Raw genomic sequence first — 20918 nt, 5'->3', positions numbered from 1 at the left:
CGCCGTCGCCACCCATCCGTGTTTTCCCGACCCGTCGCATCGCGACCATTCGATGTCGCGTTCAGACGGGTGAGCCGAAATATGGGTTTGTATTTTTCGGCAATGGCTGCGCTATTGCGAAAAGTGAAATACCGAGGCCATCGGGTGTACTGAATACGAATCGGCCGGCGCGCGACGCTGCGCGTGCAGCCGGCGATTCTTTCCATCAAACGGGTCAGGGAGGGTGGTCGACGATGAAGCAATCGAAATTTGCCGTGGCAGCCGCGCTTGCATGCGCGGCGTGCGTTCCCGCCATCGGTCACGCGCAGAGCAGCGTGACGCTGTACGGGATTCTCGATGCGGGCGTGACATGGGTGAACAACACGGGCGGCGCGCACGTGTTCAAGTTCGACGACGGCGTCGCGTATGGCAACCGGTTCGGCCTGAAGGGCACCGAGGATCTGGGCGGCGGGCTGAAGGCGGTGTTCGTGCTCGAAAGCGGCTTCCGCCTCGGCACCGGCGCGCTGAACTTCGGCGGCGCCGAATTCGGCCGCCAGGCCTACGTCGGACTGCAGAACGACTGGGGCACGCTGTCGTTCGGCAACCAGCTCGACATCACGAACGAACTGGTGTCGATCTACAACATCTCGGCCTGGGGCAGCGGCTACGCGATCCACCAGGGCGACTTCGACCGCTTCAACGGCGACCGCCTGCCGAACTCGGTGAAGTTCCTGTCGAACGATCTGAACGGCTTCAAGTTCGGCGCGATGTACTCGTTCGGCAACGTCGCGGGCAACTTCCACCGCGACAGCGCATGGAGCGCGGGCGCGAGCTTCACGAAGGGCGACTTCTCGATCGGCGCCGCGTACACGCGCCTGAACAACCCGCACGGCATCTACGCGTTCGACCCGTACGCGATGATCGGCACGCACACGTTCCTCGGCCAGCAGACCGTCACTGTCGATCCGGCGACCGGCGCGCGCACCGACCTGTTCGCGAACACGCCGATGAACGTCGACAGCCAGGGCACGTTCGGCGTCGGCACGAGCTATACGATCGGCAAGCTGACGCTGGACGCGAACTACTCGTACACGACGATCAAGGGCTTCGGCAACTCGTCGCACATGCAGTCGTACGAAGGCGGCGGCCTGTACCAGTTCACGCCGGCGCTCAGCCTGATCGCGGGCTACCAGCACACGCGCTTCGAAGGCCACCACTGGAACATGGGCACCGCAGGCCTCCATTACCTGCTGTCGAAGCGCACCGACGTCTACATCTCCGGCGATTACCTGCGCGCGTCGAAGGGCGTCGATGCGGTGATCGGCTACAGCTTCACGCCGTCCACCACGCAGACCCAGGCCGACGTGCGGATCGGCATGCGGCATTCGTTCTGAGGGGGCGGGACGCGGCACTCCATCTTCAGCGAGGTCTCTCTTTGGCGCGAACCTAGGTTCGCGCTTTTTTTTTGCTTGTTCGAAGAACTCCGTGGATGTCGCTGTCCGCCCCGCTTGTGCGATGCGGCCACTCATCCACGAAGCGTGAGCAGACGACCAAGCGCGGGCATCATTGCCGAACACATTTGCACATTTAAATGTGTTAATGTATCAATCCGTTGTTACTTTCCGGATTCCCTTTATGCCCGCCAAGCTGTTCACACCCCTTGTTCTCGGTGACTTGTCGCTAAAGAACCGTATCGCCTTACCGGCACTGACTCGCTCCAGAAGTTCGCAACCAGGCGATGTGCCGAACGACTTGATGGTCACCTATTACAGGCAGCGTGCAGCCGCCGGCTTCATGGTGACGGAAGGCACGCAGATCGAACCGCGGGGCCAAGGCTACGCATGGACGCCGGGGATCTATAGCGCTGAACAAATTGCAGGGTGGCGCAGGGTCACGGATGCAGTCCATGAGGAGCACGGGATCATTTTCTGCCAGCTATGGCATGTAGGCCGTGTCTCCCATGTGAGCCTGCAACCTGGACACGCAGCCCCCGTTGCGCCGTCCGCAATACAAGCCACCGCGGTTAGAGTGTTCATCGAAACCGGACCCAATGAAGGCGCTCTCGCGGCGCCCAGCGCACCGCGCGAACTGACGACGGACGAGGTTTGGGAGCTGGTGGAAATGTATCGGCGTGCCGCCGTCAACGCCAAGCTCGCCGGCTTTGACGGCGTAGAACTTCACTCTGCGAATGGATACCTGCTGAACCAGTTCATTTCCGAGCATGCGAATCATCGTACTGACGAGTTCGGCGGGTCACTGGACAATCGGCTCCGGTTCCTCCGAGAAGTCACGCAAGCCGTTGTCGGCGTATTCGGCAAGGAGCGAGTCGGGGTGCGCTTCGCGCCACTTTTCGAGACAACCGACGAGGAACGCGTCTACTTGGGGCTTGTGGAAGGCGATCCACAAGAAACGTACATCAAAGCTGCGATAATGCTGAACGACTTGGGCGTGGCGTACCTGTCGATTGCGGAAGCGGATTGGGACAACAGCCCTGATTTGCCGGATTCGTTCAGGCGCGCTCTGCGCAGGGCTTTTTCGGGCGTCATAATGTACGCTGGCCGGTATACGAGAGAAAAAGCGCTCTCGGTGCTGGAAAACGGCTATGGCGATCTATTCGGTTTCGGTAGAACGTTCATTGCCAACCCGGACCTGCCTCATCGCTTGAGACATGGGCTTCCCCTCAACCCTGTCGACCAGTCAACACTCTATGGCGGCGGCGAGCGGGGATACACCGATTATCCGCGTAGCTTCGGCTGACAGGCCAACTGCGCAAGGCGGGCAATGCCCGCCTTTTCGATCCAAGGTATTTGCATGCCGCTGAGCGAGGCATTGAAGATTTTGTCCAATCCTACGCGGCGCGCAGTTCTCGCGTGGCTGAAGGATCCCCATGCTGCATTCTCAGGTTACAGTCAACTGTACGATTTCAGCGTGTATGGCGTATGCGCAAGCCTAATCCAGGACAAGGCCGGCCTTTCGCAGCCGGCAACCTCGCTGTGCCTGAAATCCCTGCAGGACATCGGCTTCATCGAAGGACGCAAGGTGGGAAAGTGGACCTATTACCGACGGGATGAGCAGAAGATCGCGTCCGTTCTATTCGAGCTTTTTGACGACCTCGCCATCGAGTCGCGCGAGATCCAGCGCATAGGACACACTCGATGACCGCTGCTTGCGGTGATGTTCCTTCGAGGCGGACCAATCTGTCGCTCTGCCTTACGTCGATGTCGAGCCCGCGCTGCAATCTCGAAACCCACTCCCACTGTGCCGTCCATCGGCTGAAAGACCAAAGCCAAGGGAGATGGACCGGCCCCGTAAACGTCCGGGCAAGCTGCATGCGGACAAAAGGGCTATGACTTCGCTCGCCGCCGGCGTTATCTGAAGCAGCGCGGCATCAAGGCTCGTATCGCCCGTCGCGGCGTGGAAAGCCGCGAGCGGCTCGGACGACATCGCTGGGTCGTCGAGCGCACGCATGCCTGGTTTGCAGGTTTCGGCGAAACTTCGGATTCGCTTCGAGCACCGCCTCGATATTCACGTCGCGCTTCTCTTCCTGGCTGCTGCTGTCATCTGCTCACGCTTCGTGGATGACTTGTGTTGGCGGCTCGGCTCTTAGTCACTCGTTCGGGTTGGTTGGCGTTTTTCGAGGGATATACGACCTTTGAGCCATTCGCTTCGAGTTCCATACTTCGCGTGGAAGATCAAGCAGGGAACAGTTCACAAACGCGATTGCGTTCCGAACGTTCGGCCTGATCAATCACGACCTGGAAAGGAATGGAAGATGAGGCTCAAGAACAAGTCAGTTTTGATCACGGGCGGTACCAGCGGCATCGGCCTTGCCACCGCCAGGCTGTTCATTGCAGAAGGCGCCCGAGTGGCGGTCACCGGCCGCGATGACGCCGTGTTCGAGCGCGTGAAGGCCGAGCTTGGCGAGAATGCGCTCGTTCTCAAGGGTGACGTACGTTCGATCGAAGACATGCGAGCGATCGCCGCGCAGGTCAAGGAGAAGTTCGGCGGCCTGGATGTCTTGTTCGCCAACGCCGGCTGGGCTTTCCCGTCCGCAGTCGACGACATCGACGACGAACTCTATAACGAGATCATGGACGTCAACGTCAAGGGCGTGGTGTTCACGCTTCAGGCGGTGCTGCCGGACTTGCGGGAGGGCGCCTCGGTCATTCTCAATACATCGTTCGTCGCGCAGACCGGCAAGCATGGCATCTCGTTGACTGCGGCCGCGAAGGCCGCCGTGCGTTCGCTGGCCCGTAGCTGGTCCTACGAGTTTCTCGACCGGAAAATCCGCTTCAACGCGATCGCGCCCGGTGCGATGAACACGCCCCTGATCACCAAGTGGGGCATGCCCGACGAATGGGTTCGCGACCGTAAGGCCGAGTTCGCCGAAGCCATTCCGGTGGGCTACATGGGCAAGGCCGAGGACGTTGCCTACGCGGCACTCTATCTCGCCAGCGACGAATCCTCCTACGTCGTCGGCACCGAACTGATCGTCGATGGCGGCGCCTCGCAGCTTTAAGCCTGCGATTCCCGATTCCCGATTCCAGAGCCCTGCACGTCATTCCGGCTCATCCACATCTCGATCTCATGTCCGCCACGCTGTTCGGCGTGGTGTTTTCCATCTGGCCAATCTGGTTGCGCTTGCAGAGGGGCCCAAGTGCAAGGAGAGATTAACTTGACCGACCATAGCCAAAACAACGCCACTGGCGAGAAACTCACCAAAGCAGGCCGTTCCCGCCGCGATGTTCTCAAGTTTGGAAGCGTCGCCACGCTCGGCGCCGTCATGGGGGGCGGAGCCTTGCCTGGCCGCGCCGCCCCCGTTTTTGCGCAGGCAGACGGCAAGGCGGAACTGGCTCCGAGCGATCCCCTCGATATCCTGATCGTGAATTACGATGGCGGCACGCTGCTTGATTTCGCTGGCCCCAGCGAGATTTTTCACCGGCTACCGAATACGAACGTTCGCTACGCGAGCCTCGACGGGGGCAACGTGACGCTCGAATTCGGGGTCGTCTATGGCAAGACCGAACGGTTGGCCGATATTGAGAAAACCGACCTGATCCTGGTTCCCGGCGGCTCCGATCTGTCGGTGCCGATGCGCCCGGCGTATCAGGCTCAGATCCGGCGTCTGGCTGAAAGCGCCAAACATGTGACGTCGGTTTGCAACGGATCGCTCGTGCTCGCCGCAACGGGCATTCTCAAAGGCAAGCGAAGCGCCTGTCATTGGGCGTTCGTCAACAAGCTGTCCGAATATGGCGCCATCGCCGTTCCGGATCGCTTCGTGGAAGACGACCACGGCCGGTTCATGAGCGGCGGTGGCGTGACAGCGGGCATCGACTTCGCACTTCGCGTCGCGGCGAAGCTGCGCGGCCAACAGGCCGCGGAATTCACACAACTCGCGATCGAATACGATCCCGCTCCGCCGTTCCATTCCGGTCATCCCAGAGATGCGCGAGCAGAGGTCATCGCGATGGTCGACAAAGAATTGCCCGGCGCATCCAGAGGTCTCGCACGAATCCCGGGCGTTCGCTGAAAAGCTTGCAGGCAATGTCGGCGAGGCCACGCGCAGGCCATGACCAGGGCCCCGCCTGACGTTGCATGTCCCACCTGCACAACCGTGCAGCCCTCTTCAATTCAAGTCACGATCGGAAGTCATACGATGCAACAGATCCGTTTTCGTACGGCTGCGCTTGCAGTCTGCGTTTCCCTTTTCGCCGTTGCGGCGCCGGCAACGGCCGGAGGTTTGGAGCACCGGTTCGGCGCGGCCATCAAAGCCGAGAACGCGCGATGGGCAGATGCCTTTGGGCGAGGGGACTACGAGGCGATAGGCCGCCTCTATACCAACGACGGCACACTCTTGCCGCCCGGCGGTGACAAAGTGACGGGGCGCGGCGCGATCGCCGCGTACTTCACCAACGGATATGCCGGAGCAGCGCCCAATACCGTGTCGTTCAGCAATTACGAGTTCTACGGTGATGATCACACCGTGACGGAGGTTTCGGATGCGGAAATCCGTGACCACGATGGAAAGCTCAAATACCGCGGCAAGCAGATCCTTGTCTTCCTGAAGCAGGGCGGTGCCTGGAAGCTGCATCGAGACATGTGGAATGATTACGCGTCACCAAAATCTGACGGCCGTTGAGGCCCGATCAGACGTCGATAATCACGTAACGAAAGCGCCGGTAAGCTGCTAGGCAGGCGCCGACCCAGGGTGGCCTGATGGGCCGTCTGTCGATTCAGCGCTTGCCGTTCAATCTGCTCTGGCGCCGGATCGATTGCGGCGGGTGTCCGTGCAATTTGACGAACGCCCGCCGCATCCGCTCCGGATCCGTGAATCCCACGGCCAGCGCAATCTGTTCGATGGGTTCGCTGCCGTCCTGCAGGCGCAGCCGCGCAGCTTCGACTCGCAAACGCTCAACCGCCTTCGCGGGCGTTTCACCGGTTTCTCGACGAAATGCTCGTCCAAATTGTCGCGGACTTAATCTCGCCGCATCGGCGAGTCGTTCGACCGGTAGCGCTTCGGCCAGATGTTCCCTCGCAAAATTCAGCGCGATGCGGATACGATCCGATTCCGGCTCCATTTGCGACATCGCGGAGAATTGCGACTGACCGCCTGGTCGACGATACGGAACGACCAGAAGCCTGGAGACAGCACGCGCAATTTCGGGGCCCATGTCTCTTTCAATCATGGCGAGCGCCAGGTCGATTCCGGAGGCGATGCCCGCCGACGTCCAAATGCGGCCGTCCGCTATGTAGATGCTATCGCCCTCGACCTTGGTGAGCGGGAAGCGCGACTGCAATTGAGCCGCGTATCGCCAGTGCGTCGTTGCCTTGCGGCCGTCCAGCAAGCCGGTTTCCGCAAGCAGGAATGCCCCGGTACACACGCTTGCCACCCGCAAGGCTTTGGCGCTCAGTTTCCTGGCGGCGGCAATGTTCTCCGATGCCTGCATCGGATCGATATCGCCGCCCACGAAAACAACGGTGTCGAACGTGCGCCTCCCGATCGGCTTCGTCTCGATCGGAAGGCCTGTATTGCCGAGAACCGGGCCTCCAGCATGCGAAATGACATGAAGCTCATAGGGGGTATGGCCAGCGGCTGTCGCCACTTGGTTGAAGGCCGAAAGTGGTCCACCGAGATCAAGAACATCGTGCCCATGGCAGACGAAGAGTCCAATTCGATGCATGACGAACGCGTTATCTGAAGCCCCGATAACGGCGCATTTTACGGAAAAACCTCGAATTGAGCCGTTTGGCCACTGCGCCGAAATGTCGCGCTATGAGCGGTCGCCGACAGTCTGCCGTTTCGATCCTCAGGCGCTGATCGCCTGCGCGATCGGCATCGCGGTACAGCTCCCTTTCACGAACACGCCGATGTACGCGGGCCCGGCGCCGAAGTATCTCGGCGGCGCCGATCTGCCGTGGATCATCGGGCTGCTGCCGACGTCACCGCTGTATTGCTGGCTGGCGTCGCGCAATGGCGCGCGCCGGCGCATGCACGCGAGCGCCGATATTGCGCGTCACGCGGACGCATGACGCTTCGCGCGCGTGTCGGACGGCCGCTCGCCGAACGCCTTTCGATAGTCGGCCGCGAACTGGCCGAGATGGACGAAGCCCCAGCGCGTCGCGATCTCGGTGATCGATGCGCTGGCGTCCGCTTCCTGCAGTGCCGTTCTCACGCGCTGCAGACGCACGTCCTTCAGGTAGCGCATCGTGCCGATGTCGCGCCATTGATGGAACGCGCGCTGCAGCGTGCGCACGCTGCAGCGCGCGGCGGCCGCGATCTCGGACAGCGTCAGCGGCTGCCCCGCGTGCGCGTCGATGAACGCGACGGCGCGCTTCACGCAGGCGGGGGCGACGGTGGCCGTGTCGGTGTCGTCGAGCCGTTCGCCGATCAGGTTCATGATCAGCAATTCTTCCGCGAGCGGCAGCTGCATCGCTCTCAGCGCGGGCGGCGTATCGGGATGCAGCAGCAGCCGCAGCGTCTGCACCGACGCGAGCCAGCGTTCGCGGCTGCGCGCGTCGAGCAGCGTGCACGACGGCAGCGCGTGCGGCGGCTCGCGCCCGGACAGGCGGCGCCACAGTTCGGCGATGCGGCGGGCGTCGATGCGCACGCCCATCTGCACGTTGTCCTCGCTGTAGCGGAATGTCGATTGCTCGTTCGATGCGACGAGCACCGTCGAGCCTTGGCCGCCTGCGTGCGCCACGTTGCCGCTGCGGATGTCCGAATGCCCGGCGAGCGTGGTGAGCACCAGCACGAAATGGCCGAGGACCTCGGGGCGGATGGCGATCTCCGTGCCGTACGCCAACCATGAGAGCGCGACGCCGTCGCCGCCGAGATTGAACATGGTGGCCGGCATCGCGCGGCGCGGTGCGGCCGTGAAACGATACGGGCGGTAGATCCGGCTGACTTCCTGGCGGGCATGCTCCAGGTCGTCGGTCTCGAACAGCATCGCGCTGCGGGGCAGGTCGCTTGCGGACAGCAGCGGCGGGAAGGGCAGCGATCGCATGCCGGATCGGGAAAGCAGGTCGTTCATGGTCGTCCCTCCTGGTGGAAGCGGGGGCGGATGCACCGTCGAAAAATGGCGCGTTTTCGATGCGGATGGCGTCGCGACGATAGCCGCGCGCGCGCACTCCGGGAATCATGGACGCCTGTCGAACGCTGAACGGAGCGCGTCGGAGCCGTGAAACCCTCACTGGGCGGAAATTATACGGTGTGCATCGACGACGGGCGGTTCGTGAGGCCGAACGGCCCGGACGGCGACGTTCCACGCGTTCGGCGAGATCAACCGGGCGGCGGCCGATAGCGCGGCCGGCGCAGGCGAGACTGACACGAACCCGGTTCGCGGTGGCTCGCGTTCCGGCCGTTGGATATGAACACCTATCGACAGGACTTGAACATGACTACGCTCTATCGCGGCATGGACCGCACGACACTCGACGCCGCATACAACAACGTCGCGGCCGCTGCCGATTTTCCCGCGGTACTCGCGGATTTCCAGGCGCGCGGCGCCGCGCTTTACGCCAGCGCGTCGTGCCGGCGCGACCTGCGCTACGGCGAGCGTCCGCGCGAGCGCTACGACCACTTCTCATGCGGCAAGCAGGATGCGCCGACGTTCGTCTTCATCCACGGCGGCTACTGGCAGAACTGTGCGAAGGAAGACTTTGCGTTCATCGCGAGCGGGCCGCTCGCGCACGGGTTCGACGTCGTGCTGGCCGAGTACACGCTGGCGCCCGATGCGTCGATGACGCAGATCGTCGGCGAGATCGGCCGGCTGCTCGACCATCTGGCGGACGGCCCCGACGGCGTTCGCACCGCAGGCCGGCCGCTGGTGCTGAGCGGCCATTCGGCGGGCGGCCACCTGACGGCGCAGTACCGCGCCCATCGGGCCGTGACGGCCGCGCTGCCGATCAGCGCGCTCGTCGATCTGGAGCCGATCTCCCTGTCGTGGCTCGACGACAAGCTGAAGCTGTCGGCGGCGGAGATCGACGCGTTCAGCCCGCTGCGGCATGTCGGCAAGGGCGCGCCGACCGTCGTCGCGGTCGGCGGCGCGGAGCTGCCCGAGCTCGTGCGTCATTCCGATGACTATGCGGCCGCGTGCATCGCGGCGGGCGAGACGGCCGAACTGATCCATGTGGCGGGTTGCACGCACTTCTCGGTGCTCGAGGATCTCGCGCGCACCGACGGGCGCCTGTTGCAGGCGGTGTCCGCGATCATGGGCCGGTGACCGCGGGCGGGCCGTCGCGTACGCGTCAGAACGCGCGCGCCAGCGCACGCGCGCGTTCCAGCGCATCGACGCGGCCCGCGCGCCCGTCGTCGCCGAACAGCGTCTTCTCGACCACGATGTCCTGCACATCGGTCACGCCGACGAATTTCAGCCACATCTCGACATACGGCCGCTGCAGGTCGTATTCGCGCGCCGGCGTGAACGATCCCGGCGACGCGTAGTCGAGCCCGCGCGCATAGACGACGGCCGCCTTCCTGCCGGCGAGCTTGCCCGCGAAACCCGTGCCGTCGAATGTGAACAGCACGTCCTTCTGCGAGATCACGTCGATCAGGTGCTTGAGCTTGTACGGCACGCCGAAATTCCACAGCGGGATGCCGAACAGCAGCTTGTCGGCCGCGTGAAAGCGCGCCGCCAGCGCGTCGATGCGCGCCCACGCCGCCGCCTGGGCCGGCGTCAGCGCGGTGCCGGCGAGCCCGGCGTACTTGGCGGCCAGCACGTCGCCGTCGAATTCGGGCAGGTCGAGATTCCACACGTCGAGCGTGTCGACGGTATCGGCGGGATGGGCGTCGCAATACGCATCGAGAAACGCGCGGCAGATGTCGATGGAAGCCGAATCGCGCTTGCGCGGCGAGCTTTCGATATAGAGCAGTCGGGCCATGTCGGCAATTCCTGTCACAAGAGGGAGAGGGGGCGGCGCGAGCCGGGGGCGCGCGTCGACAGGCACAAGGGTAGTGGGTCGGCGTATTATCCGGAAATGATATTAATTCGTTTCACTTACCCGATTTGGTGATGAATGAGCGGACCCCTCGATACCGCATTGCTCCATACGTTCGTCGCGGTTGCGGACGCGCGCAGTTTCACCGGCGCGGGGCGCCGGCTGCACCTGAGCCAGTCGGCGGTCAGCGCGCAGGTCGCGCGGCTCGAGGAGCAGACCGGCTGCGCGCTGCTGATGCGCAATACGCGCACCGTGTCGCTGACCGAGCAGGGCACGCTGCTGCTCGGCTATGCGCGCGCGATGCTGAACCTCAGCGACGAGGCCCGCGCGTGCCTGGGCGGCCCGGGCGTCGACGCGGCGGGGCCGCTGCGCATCGGCGCGTCGGACGATTTCGCGTGCGGCTGGCTGCCGGACATCCTGCGGCGCTTCGGCGCGCGCCATCGCGGGCTGGCGCTCGAACTCGTCGTCGACGTGCCGGGGAACCTGGTCGACGCGTTCGACGCGGGCCGCTTCGATCTGGTGATCGGCAGCCGCTGCGAGCACGACGACCGCGGCCTGAGCCTCGGCGGCGAGCCGCTCGCGTGGGCGTTCGCGCGGCATGAGCCGGTGCCGGACGGCGCGCTGCCGCTCGCGTGCATTCCCGAGCCGTGCCCGTTCCGCGCGGCGGCGTTGACGGCGCTGGCTCGCGCCGAGGTCGCATCGCGCATCGCGTGCGTGAGCCCGAGCGTCGCGGGCGTGAAGGCGGCGGCGCGCGCAGGCCTCGCGGTGACGCCGCTGCCGCGCAGCGCGATCGACGACGGCCTGCGGGAATTGACGCCGGCCGACGGCCTGCCGCCGCTGCCGCCCATCGAGTACGTGCTGATGCACGACGCCGGCGCGGCGGCGGTGCGTGAGCTCGCGCAGGCGATTCGCGACGCGTTCGACCTGCGGCCGCTCGGCGGCTGAACGCGGACGGTCGGGGCACGCGCGCTGCCGGAAGATATCCCGCATTTGTCCTATCATCGCCGCTTGACCGCGACCCGGCCGCGCGACGACGCTGCCGCGCGCCGGGCTCCTTCACCCCGCCCGATGTTCGCGCCGCCGCCGACACCCCGATGACCCGTCCGTTACCCGACGCCGGCAGCCCGGCCGAGCCCCCGCCGAACCTGTTTCGCCACGTTCCGTTCCAGCGCTTCTGGGGCACCCGCGTGATGTCGTCGCTCGGGTTCCAGATCCTGTCGGTCGCGATCGGCTGGCATGTGTATGCGCTCACGCACAGCGCGTTCGCGCTGGGGCTCGTCGGCCTCGCGCAATTCGTGCCGATGTTCGCGCTGACGCTGGTGGTCGGCCAGGTGGCCGATCGCTACGACCGGCGGCGCATCGCGATGCTCTGCCAGACGGTCGAGGCCTGCGTGGCCGGCGCGTTCCTGCTCGGCAGCGCAAGCGGCTGGCTGACCGCGCCGGGCGTCTACGCGCTCGCGATGATCGTCGGCACCGCGCGCGCGTTCGAATCGCCGTCGGTGTCGTCGCTGCTGCCGACGGTCGTGCCGCGCGGCGACCTGCCGCGCGCGACCGCGCTGTCGACTTCCGCGAACCAGGCCGCGCAGATCCTCGGCCCCGCGTGCGGCGGCTTGCTGTACGGGCTCGGCGCGCCTGTCGCGTTTGGCGCCAGCGTCGCGGCGTTCGCGCTGGCCGCGCTGATGAGCGGCACGATCCCGCTGCGCAGCGCGCCGCCCGCGCGCGAACCGGTCACGCTGCGCTCGGTGTTCTCCGGCATCGCGTTCATCAGGCGCGAGCCCGCGATACTCGGCGCGCTGTCGCTCGACCTATTCGCGGTGCTGTTCGGCGGCGCGACCGCGCTGCTGCCGATCTATGCACGCGACATCCTGCAGGTCGGGCCATGGGGGCTCGGCGCGCTGCGCGCGGCGCCGGCGTTCGGCGCGCTCGCGGGCACGCTGTGGCTCGCGCGCTTTCCGCTGCGCGGCCGTCCCGGGCGCGCGATGTTCGGCGGCGTGATCGCGTTCGGCATCGCGACGATCGTGTTCGGCCTGTCGCGGCACTTCATGCTGTCGCTCGTCGCGCTCGTGGTGCTCGGCGCGTCGGACGTGATCAGCGTCGTCGTGCGGCTGTCGCTCGTGCAACTGCGCACGCCGGGCGAGATGCTCGGGCGCGTGAGCGCGGTCAACGCGCTGTTCATCGGCACGTCGAACCAGCTCGGCGAATTCGAGTCGGGCGTGACGGCCGCGTGGTGGGGCGCGCCGGGGGCGATCGTCGTCGGCGGCGCGGCGACGATTCTCGTCGCGCTCGCGTGGATGCGGCTGTTTCCGCAGCTCACGAACATGACGTCGCTGGAGTGTGATCGATAATTTCAAATGCCTTTCGAGGCAATGCGATTTCTTTTCAATTCAAAGCGGCCAATAATCGTCTGATTATTGGCTGCAGCTTTATTGTCTGATTAATTGCATCCGATGGATATTCATCGGATGTTTCCACAAAACCCTTACCGGAAAAGGCTTTGGCGAGCCATTGATCCGATGAATTCACATATGAAATTACAGAACCTATTCAAATAATTACATCATGCTTTCTGTAATTTTCTGAAATGTCTTTCTAATGGCCGGCTGTGCTGTCACCAATTGAAACGTAAAGAAATACATGGAATGATAGCGATTCTCATTTCACGAATCGATGCGTCGATTCATCGTCAACCGTAGCCAGCTCGACGCCGCCAGCCGTGCCTGATCGCCGGCGGCCAGCCAGCCATCGGGCCCATGCCGGCAACCCGCCACAGCGCGCGCGTGCCCGGGCCGCTTTTCCGGATTGGAACCCCATGTTGAACAGGACTCCGCTCGCGAGTGCGCTCGCGCTGGCCTTTGTCGTGCCTTTTGCTTCGCCTGCGCTCGCGCAGGGCGTGCCCGCATCGTCGTCGTCAGCCGCGCGTGCCGATGCCGCCGCGGCCGCCGCGCCGGATACGCTGCCGACGATCGCGGTGTCGGGGCAGGCCGTGACGCAGGATTTCCAGGCCGATCGCGCGAGCGTCGGCGCGAAGACGCCCACCGCGCTGCGCGACATCCCGCAGTCGGTCACGGTGATCAACAAGTCGCTGATGGAGTCGCAGGGGCTCACGTCGTTCCAGGACGTGCTGCGCAACGCGCCGGGCATCACGATCGGCGGCGCGGAAGGCGGGCAGATCGGCAACAACATCAACCTGCGCGGCTTCACCGCGCAGAACGACATCTATCTCGACGGCTTCCGCGACCGCAACCAGTACTACCGCGACACGTTCGACCTCGATGCGGTCGAAGTGCTGTACGGCCCGTCGTCGATGCTGTTCGGGCGCGGCTCGACGGGCGGCGTGATCAACCAGGTGACGAAGAAGGCGAACCTGAAGCCGTCGGCCGAAGTGTCGACCACGCTCGGCACCGACGACCGCTATCGCACGAGCGTCGACCTGAACCGGCCGCTCGGCGCGACGTCCGCGTTCCGGATCAACGCGTTCGGCCAGTCGCTCGGCTCGACGCGCGACGTGATGAAGAACAAGGACTACGGCGTCGCGCCGGAGCTGCGCTTCGGCATCGGCACGCCGACCGAAGTGACGCTGTCCGCGCTGATCCAGCACAACTACGACATGCCCGACTATGGCGTGCTCGCGCTCGACGGGCATCCGGCGCCGGTGTCGAAGCACACGTTCTACGGGCTGACCGACGACCGCACGATCCAGGACCTGCAAACCGTCACCGCGCGCATCGACCACAAGATCAACGATTCGCTGAAGATCAGCAACCGCACGCAGTTCTCGCACTCGATGACGGACGCCCGCGAAACCGCGCCCGGCTCGGTGTTGACCGGCCCGCTCGCGTCGAGCACGGCGCTCGCGAACGGCAACTACACGTCGCTGCCGCCGTCCGCGCTGTACGTGAAGCTCGTGAGCCACGACCGCGTGATCCAGAACCACGCGATCTACAACGACACGATGGTGCAGTACCACTTCGACGCGGGCAGCGTGAAGCACGACATCGTCGCGGGCGTCGAGTTCGGCCACGACAGCTACACGAACCAGGCATACACGCGCAGCAACCTGCCGATCGTGTCGCTGGTCGATCCCGCGTACCTGTCGTCGACGTCGAACGCGAAGCAGACGGCCGGCAACCACGCCGAATCGGGCGCGACGACGCTGGCCGGCTACGTGAACGACACCGTGTCGATCGGCAAGGAATGGAAGGTCGTCGGCGGCCTGCGCTGGGATCGCTTTCAGGCGCACATCGGCAACACGGTCAGCGCGCCGGGCTATGCGGCGCAGACGAACTTCTTCACGAGCGTGCGTGCCGGCCTGATCTACCAGCCGGCGGACTGGCAGTCGTACTACTTCTCGTACGGCACGTCGTTCAACCCGTCGCTCGAATCGCTGACGGTGACGAACAACACGCAGAACCTCGCGCCCGAGCATTCGAAGTCGTTCGAAGTGGGCAGCAAGTGGGACCTGCTGAACGGCAACCTGTCGGTCACGTCGGCGCTGTTCCAGCAGGAGAAGAGCAACGCGCGCACGCAGACCTCGACGGGCGAATACCTGCTCGAGGGCGACATCCGCGTGCGCGGCTTCCAGGCCGGCGTGTCGGGCCGCATCACGGACAAGTGGCTCGTGTACGGCAGCTATACGTACATGGACGGCACGATCCTGCAGGCGCGCGACGGCACGCAGGGCAAGACGCCCGCGAACACGCCGCGCAACACGTTCACGCTGTGGACGACCTATGCGTTCACGCCGCACTGGGAGATCGGCGGCGGCCCGACCTACATGTCGGGGCGCTACGCGGCGAACACCAACTACGTGCAGGTGGGCGGCTACACGCGCTGGGACGCGACGGCCGCCTATCACGCGAAGCAGTGGGACGTGCGGCTGAACCTGCTGAACGCGACCAACAAGCACTACTATGACGCGCTGATCCAGTCGGACGGCGGCCGCGCGGTGCCGGGCATCGGCCGCACGTTCCTCGCCACGGCCGACTACCGGTTCTGAGCGGCGCGCGACATCACGAAAGGGCAGGCACGATGCTTGTACACATTCCGAACGTATTGACGCACGAGCAGGTGCGGACGCTACGTGCGCGGCTCGACGGCGCGGGCGACGCGTGGGTCGACGGCCGCGCGACGGCCGGCTATTCGGGCGCGCCGGTCAAGCGCAACCAGCAGATCGCCGAGCATTCGCCGCTCGCGCGCGAGCTCGGCGACGTGATCCTCGCGGCGCTCGAGCGCCATCCGCTGTTCATCAGCGCCGCGCTGCCGAACCAGGTCTACCCGCCGCTGTTCAACCGCTACGAAGGCGGGATGACGTTCGGCAGCCACGTGGACGGCGCGGTGCGGGTGCTGCCGAACGGCGTGAAGCTGCGCACCGACGTGTCCTGCACGCTGTTCCTGTCCGAGCCCGACGCGTACGACGGCGGCGAACTCGTGATCGAGGACGCATACGGCGTGCAGCAGGTGAAGCTGCCGGCGGGCGACCTGGTCGTCTACCCGGCGACGAGCCTGCACCAGGTCACGCCGGTGACGCGCGGCGTGCGCGTCGCGAGCTTCTTCTGGGTGCAGAGCCTCGTGCGCAGCGATGCGCAGCGCGCGCTGCTGTTCGACATGGATACCGCGATCCAGCGGCTCAACGCGAGCGACGCCGATGCGCAGGCGCGCCGCAGCCTCGTCGGCTGCTACCACAATCTTTTGCGACTCTGGAGTGAAACGTGAGCGTGGCCGATCTGATCGAAACCGGCGCGGACGCATCGCGCGAGCAAGCCGGCTCGCGCGCGCGGCGCGGCACCTTCATCAAGTGGCTGCGCAAGGTGCACGGCTGGGTCGGCCTGTGGGGCGCCGCGCTCGGCTTGCTGTTCGGCGTCACGGGCTTCGTGCTGAATCATCGCGCGGAGCCGCTGCGCATCGCGACCGGCGCGCCGCGGGTGTCGACGCTCCGGCTGCGCGTGCCGCAGCCCGCGCCCGACTCACCGCGCGCGCTCGCCGAATGGTTGCGCGCACAGCCTGATCTCCGGCTCCCCGCCCGGATGGGCCGCGTGCAGAAGGAACCCGAGCATCCGGTCGCGTGGGGAGACCGCGAGACCGTGCAGCCCGAACACTGGCAGATGACCTTCGCATCGCCGGCCGAAAGCGTCGCGGTCGACTACTGGGTCGGCGGCGACCATGTCGCGCTGAAGCGGACCGACAATTCTGCGCTCGCGTGGCTGACGAACCTGCACAAGGGCGTCGGCATGAGCATCGGCTGGGTGCTGCTGGTCGACACGCTCGCCGGCGCGCTGGTACTGCTGTCGCTGACGGGCGTGCTGCTGTGGACCGGGCTCAACAAGCGCCGCACGATCGGCGCGGTGCTCGTGATCGGCTCGATCGCGGCGACGGTGTGCACCGTGCTCGCGTCGTGACAGCGGCGGGCGCCTGCACGCTCAGCGGTCGTGCCCGACCCGCACCGCGGTGCCGTAGCAGATGACTTCCGTCACCCCCGTGCCGATTTCCGTCGAGTCGTAGCGCATCGCGACGACCGCATTCGCGCCGAGCTTGCGCGCGTCCGCGAGCATCTTGTCGAACGCCTGCTGGCGGGCTTTTTCGCACAGCGACGTGTAGAGCGTGATGTTGCCGCCGAACAGCGTCTGCAGCGCCGCGCCGAACGAGCCGACGATCGAGCGCGAGCGCACGACGATGCCTTGCGCGACACCGAGCGCGCGCACCGTCGTGTGGCCGGGCAGGTCGAATGCGGTCGTCACGCGGTCGGGCGTGAGGTCGTCGAGGGAGCGGGAAGTGTCTTGCATGTCGGATAGCGCCGCGTGGCGCGAAAGGATCGAGCGACGATTTTAGCCGCACCGATGCCGCCATCGACATGCAAGTGAGCGCAAATGAGCGCACACGAGTACAAACGGGCGCAAACCTGGCTTCGCGCCCGTTGTATCGCATGCCGGCGGCAACCGGCTCAGCGGCGCGCCGTCACGGCTTCGCCGTCGTGCCGCCGTTGCCGAGGTCGACTGCGTACGCAAGCGCCAGCTTGCCGAACTTCAGCGCGTGGTTGGCCTGGCGATCCGAGTTCGCCAGCGTGTCGTTCACGGTATGGATGTACGGACTGTCGTTCTGGTCCGCCTCGAACGGGAGCGACGCCGGATAGCCCTGCGCGTTCCACGACGCATGATCCGAGCACGCGTAGCCGCATTGCGACGTGCCGACCGTCAGTTCCGGCAGATAGGTTCTCGCCAGGTTCGACAGGTAGGTGTTTTGCGCGGCGTTCGTGTAGTCGGTGATCAGGTAGATGTCCTTCGCGTCGCCCTTGTAGTTCGTCATGTCGAGCTGCAGCACGCCGACCACGTTCGCGTTCTGCGCGCGAAACTGTTTCGCGATCGCCTTCGAGCCGAGCAGGCCGGCTTCCTCGGCCGCGTAGCCGATGAACTTGATGGTCCGCTTCGGCTTGTAGTTGTTCGCGAGCAGCACGCGCAGCGCCTCGGTGAGACTCGCGATGCCGGACGCGTCGTCGTCCGCGCCGGGCGCGCGGGTATTCTCCGTCGTGCGGCCGACGGTCGAGTCGAGATGGCCGCCGAGCACGACCGTGCCCGCCGACGCATCGCTGCCCTTGATCGTCAGGATCACCGATTTCTGCGGCCAGCTCGCGTGCGCGAACTGCTCGACGGTGACGTCGGCGCGCCCGTTCGCCAGCTGCTTCCATTGCAGCGCGAGCCAGTCCGACGCGGCCACGCCGTGCGACGTCGTGTAGTAGCGGTTCGTGAAGCCGGACAGCGACGTGATCGTGCCGACGATGTTACTGGCCTGCAGTTGCTGGATCCACGTGCTGATCTGCGACACGTTCGCGACCTGGTACTCGGCGGCGGCCTGCTTGGCCAGCGCGGCCGGCAGCGGCTGCAGCGCCTGGCGCGCCTCGTCGAACGAGTCGTGCACGACGAAGCCCGGGCCGTGGCCGCGCGTGCGGTGGACGGCGGCCGCGAGCTCGCCCAGCGCGGCGTCGTCGATCTGCACGACATGGACGGTTTCGCGGCGCGCTACGCCGCTGTCGGTCTTGCCGGCCACGACCGTGGTGCTGTACGCGGCGGTCACGCCGGCGTCGACGCGCTGCAGTTGACGCAGCGCGCTGTCGCCGAGCGTGATCCAGACGGGTGCCGCATGCGCGGCGGCGGCGACCAGCGTGCCGCATAGCGCGGCGCTCAGGTGTTTGAGTTTCAGACTAGGCATGTTCGATCTCATCAGGGTAGTGATGTCGAAAAAGAGGGCGGCTCGCAGGGTGTGCGATCGGCCCGGCCTGCTGCGGGATTACGACTTCTTCGGAACCGTGACGCCATACGTGCAGCTCTTGTTGTACGCATCGCCGATCGCGGTGATTTGCGCGGCGCTGTAGCCGAGCGTGGACGCGGCGGTGATCACGGCCTGCGCGGCCGCCTTCTGGTTGGTCGAGCCGTTGGTCATCGACAGCCCCTTCAGGAACGCCTTGTCCATCGCGGCGCCGCCGATCGCGTCGCGCGCGACCAGGTTGCACGAGGCCCAGTACTGGCCGGCCGTGTGGATCTCGGCGCCGCGTGCCTGTGCATAGGTGCGGCCGACGTTCCAGTTGGTCACGCGCCCGCCCCAGAACTCGTTGTGGCCGTCCCAGTTGAAGACCCAGTTGTACTGCGCGTCCGACGGGCTCCACTGGTTGAAGTCGCGGCTGTAGGCCGCGGCGAGGTAGTCGCCGGTGCCTTCCGAGAGCCCTTCCTGCTGCGACAGCCCGCCGTTCGTCACCCAGTCGTGGATGCCGTGGCCGAGCTCGTGGATCACCACGTCGGCGTCTTCCGCATCGTCGACGCCGCCCTGGCCGAACGTCAGCCTGCCGCTGCCCGACGAATACGACGAGTTGTCGGCGCCGGATTCGCCGTGCGGGTCGTACTGCACGCCGCCCGCGTACTGGTACGGCGTCGCCTTGATGCCGAGCGTCTGGTTCACGTAGCGCAGGAACGTGTCGATGTGGTAGTACGCGTTGACCGCCTCGAAGTACAGGTTCTTCCGCGTGAACTCGAAGGTCGGCGTCGACTGCACCGGGCACGCGTTGTCGTTCGGCGCGTCGAAGTCGGTGCACACGGCGTACGGGCCCGACAGCCGGTAGCTCGACCCCGACAGCGCGAGATCCTTCAGCGTCACGCGCACGCGCGCGGCGCTCAGCTGCGTGGAATCCGCATCGCTGTTGTCCTTGTAGCCGGTGCTGCCGTAGCTGCTTTTCGTCGGCGACAGCGGATCCGGACGGAACACGTAGCCCGTGCCGTCGGTCGCGTAGAACGCCTTGTCCTCGGCGCGCAGCACTTCGCCGCTGTCCGCGTCGATCAGCAGCTCCCAGTCGCCCTTCGGGCCGCCCTGCGGCCGGCCGCGCACCTTCCACGCGGTATGCGTGCCGGCGGCATCGACGAATGCGACGAGCTTCGCGTCGATATTCGTGAAGCCGCTCACGCCGAGATACGCGCGTGCGCGGTCGAGCGCCTGCTGCTGGTCGACGGCCTGCGTCTTGCGGGCCTTCACGACGGCGCCGCTGATCGTGTTGCTGGCGACGTACAGGATGCGGCCGTCCTTCGCGACCGTCACCGCGATCTCGCTGCCGTACACCGGCAGGCCGCCCGCCCGCTGCTCGAAGCGCACGACGGTGAAGTCGGGATCCTTGCGCTCCGACGCGACCACGAGGCTCGCGAGCGCGGCCGCGTCGAGCCCGAGCTGCGTGGCCTGCGACGTGACGAAGCCGCGCGCGGTGTCGGCCGGCGTCGCGGCGGCCTGCTTGGTGTGGTAGGCCGGGTTGTACAGCGTGACCGCGACGCCGTCCGAACGATACTGGCCGGTGGCCGAATCCGACTTCGCGGCCGGCGGCGCGACGCCGCGCGTCAGGCTTTCGCGCAGGCTCGACGCCTGCGGGTCGCCGTTCTTGTGATCGGCCGCCGCCGCGCCGCATGCGATGCCGAAACCCAGTGCGATGCTCAATGCCAACGGCAATGCCTTGCGTGATGTCTGCATACGAGATCCTTTCTTCAACGGTTGGGGAAGCCCGCGCCCTCATGGAACGCAGGTACGACATGGCCCGCGCGCCGGCTTGCGCAAGCCGGCACGTCAGTGCGCATTGCGGTGCTGCGTGAGACTCAGGAACCCTAAACGTCAGGTCGAAATGAAACAGCCCGGCGATGGCGCGAAGGCGCGCCGCCGGGTGGCGGAAGACGGGGAGAAGCGGACGGCAGGCGGGTGCGGCGACGGCGTATCGAACATCGTCATGTCATACCCCTCGGATCAATGACCAATCGGCAGCAGGCGGGCTCGACGCATGTCGGCCCGGATTCTCGTCTACTTAGGCTGCCTATCTAATTTTGGGATATGTTACAGAACATTTTCGACGAAATTGCAATTTATTTTCGAAGGCTGCTTCGATTCGTCGAGTAATTGGCGGAATTGTTCAGCGAGCAGCGGCGATTGTTGCCGGAATACGCAATATTCCGCGATTTTGTGCGCAAGCCTGATGGTTTGCGCGAGCG

General features: G+C 65.4%; 18 protein-coding genes and 2 pseudogenes. 14 read left to right on the top strand and 6 right to left on the bottom strand.

Translation table 11 applies throughout. From position 1 onward, the window contains the following. Positions 1–233: 233 nt before the first annotated feature. The 7 genes and pseudogenes from HWY45_RS16610 (at position 234) to HWY45_RS16580 (ending at position 6118) form a co-directional block, all read left to right on the top strand. Complete coding sequence (locus HWY45_RS16610) at positions 234–1373, top strand: porin (RefSeq protein ID WP_059801721.1); 1140 nt, start codon at positions 234–236, stop codon at positions 1371–1373. Between the two features lie 241 nt (positions 1374–1614). After that, positions 1615–2736: an alkene reductase gene (locus HWY45_RS16605; RefSeq protein WP_059884778.1), complete on the top strand. Its 1122-nt coding sequence runs from the start codon at positions 1615–1617 to the stop codon at positions 2734–2736. 54 nt (positions 2737–2790) lie between these two features. After that, a complete protein-coding gene (locus HWY45_RS16600; protein ID WP_059884642.1) occupies positions 2791–3138 on the top strand; it encodes an ArsR/SmtB family transcription factor in 348 nt (115 codons plus the stop codon). 142 nt (positions 3139–3280) lie between these two features. After that, positions 3281–3586 (top strand): annotated as a pseudogene (locus HWY45_RS16595) (transposase); the annotation flags it as partial. A 165-nt stretch (positions 3587–3751) separates the two neighbouring features. Beyond that, positions 3752–4498, top strand: a complete 747-nt coding sequence (locus HWY45_RS16590) for an SDR family oxidoreductase (protein WP_059884644.1) — start codon at positions 3752–3754, stop codon at positions 4496–4498. 156 nt (positions 4499–4654) lie between these two features. Beyond that, positions 4655–5509, top strand: a complete 855-nt coding sequence (locus HWY45_RS16585; protein ID WP_059884646.1) for a DJ-1/PfpI family protein — start codon at positions 4655–4657, stop codon at positions 5507–5509. 126 nt (positions 5510–5635) lie between these two features. Then, positions 5636–6118 carry a YybH family protein gene (locus HWY45_RS16580; RefSeq protein WP_059884649.1) on the top strand — a complete coding sequence of 161 codons (483 nt, stop codon included), beginning with the start codon at positions 5636–5638 and terminating at the stop codon, positions 6116–6118. 94 nt (positions 6119–6212) lie between these two features. Here HWY45_RS16580 and HWY45_RS16575 read toward each other — a convergent pair whose 3' ends face one another. After that, the gene (locus HWY45_RS16575) at positions 6213–7160 is read right to left on the bottom strand and encodes a GlxA family transcriptional regulator (RefSeq protein ID WP_059801714.1); all 948 of its coding nucleotides are present in this window, start codon (positions 7158–7160) and stop codon (positions 6213–6215) included. A 115-nt stretch (positions 7161–7275) separates the two neighbouring features. Between HWY45_RS16575 and HWY45_RS16570 the strand changes: the two are divergent. Beyond that, a pseudogene (locus tag HWY45_RS16570) lies at positions 7276–7509 on the top strand (cytosine permease); the annotation flags it as partial. Here the strand turns inward: HWY45_RS16570 and HWY45_RS16565 are convergent. After that, positions 7494–8510: a helix-turn-helix transcriptional regulator gene (locus tag HWY45_RS16565; RefSeq protein WP_059884652.1), complete on the bottom strand. Its 1017-nt coding sequence runs from the start codon at positions 8508–8510 to the stop codon at positions 7494–7496. The pseudogene HWY45_RS16570 and the gene HWY45_RS16565 overlap by 16 nt on opposite strands. A 363-nt stretch (positions 8511–8873) precedes the next feature. On the opposite strand from HWY45_RS16565, the gene HWY45_RS16560 reads away from it, so the two are divergent. Continuing rightward, entirely contained in the window at positions 8874–9701 is an 828-nt protein-coding gene (locus HWY45_RS16560) for an alpha/beta hydrolase (RefSeq protein WP_059884654.1), read from the top strand. Between the two features lie 25 nt (positions 9702–9726). On the opposite strand, the gene HWY45_RS16555 is transcribed toward HWY45_RS16560, so the two are convergent. After that, positions 9727–10359: an FMN-dependent NADH-azoreductase gene (locus HWY45_RS16555; protein WP_059884656.1), complete on the bottom strand. Its 633-nt coding sequence runs from the start codon at positions 10357–10359 to the stop codon at positions 9727–9729. Positions 10360–10494: 135 nt separating this feature from the next. Between HWY45_RS16555 and HWY45_RS16550 the strand changes: the two genes are divergently transcribed. The 5 genes from HWY45_RS16550 (at position 10495) to HWY45_RS16530 (ending at position 16811) form a co-directional block, all read left to right on the top strand. Continuing rightward, a complete protein-coding gene (locus HWY45_RS16550) occupies positions 10495–11361 on the top strand; it encodes a LysR substrate-binding domain-containing protein (protein WP_059884657.1) in 867 nt (288 codons plus the stop codon). Positions 11362–11510: 149 nt separating this feature from the next. Continuing rightward, positions 11511–12761, top strand: a complete 1251-nt coding sequence (locus HWY45_RS16545) for an MFS transporter (RefSeq protein ID WP_059884659.1) — start codon at positions 11511–11513, stop codon at positions 12759–12761. Between the two features lie 464 nt (positions 12762–13225). Next, the gene (locus HWY45_RS16540; RefSeq protein ID WP_059884661.1) at positions 13226–15412 is read left to right on the top strand and encodes a TonB-dependent receptor; all 2187 of its coding nucleotides are present in this window, start codon (positions 13226–13228) and stop codon (positions 15410–15412) included. Positions 15413–15444: 32 nt separating this feature from the next. Then, complete coding sequence (locus HWY45_RS16535; protein ID WP_059884664.1) at positions 15445–16128, top strand: Fe2+-dependent dioxygenase; 684 nt, start codon at positions 15445–15447, stop codon at positions 16126–16128. Next, on the top strand, positions 16125–16811 hold the full coding sequence (locus HWY45_RS16530; protein WP_059884666.1) for a PepSY-associated TM helix domain-containing protein: 687 nt from the start codon (positions 16125–16127) through the stop codon (positions 16809–16811). The genes HWY45_RS16535 and HWY45_RS16530 overlap by 4 nt, the downstream gene beginning before the upstream one ends. Positions 16812–16832: 21 nt before the next feature. Here the strand turns inward: HWY45_RS16530 and HWY45_RS16525 are convergent, their stop codons facing one another. The 3 genes from HWY45_RS16525 to HWY45_RS16515 form a co-directional block, all read right to left on the bottom strand. Beyond that, positions 16833–17195, bottom strand: a complete 363-nt coding sequence (locus tag HWY45_RS16525) for a YbjQ family protein (protein WP_059562319.1) — start codon at positions 17193–17195, stop codon at positions 16833–16835. 172 nt (positions 17196–17367) lie between these two features. Beyond that, complete coding sequence (locus HWY45_RS16520; RefSeq protein WP_059801805.1) at positions 17368–18615, bottom strand: M28 family metallopeptidase; 1248 nt, start codon at positions 18613–18615, stop codon at positions 17368–17370. A gap of 78 nt (positions 18616–18693) precedes the next feature. Beyond that, positions 18694–20409, bottom strand: coding sequence for a PepSY domain-containing protein (locus HWY45_RS16515; protein ID WP_059801705.1), 1716 nt, complete (start codon positions 20407–20409; stop codon positions 18694–18696). Between the last annotated feature and the right edge of the window lie 509 nt (positions 20410–20918).

Source organism: Burkholderia stagnalis, from assembly GCF_902830275.1.
In the GTDB taxonomy this organism is placed as follows: Bacteria; Pseudomonadota; Gammaproteobacteria; order Burkholderiales; family Burkholderiaceae; genus Burkholderia; species Burkholderia stagnalis.
This window is presented reverse-complemented; position numbering and strand designations above follow the sequence as displayed.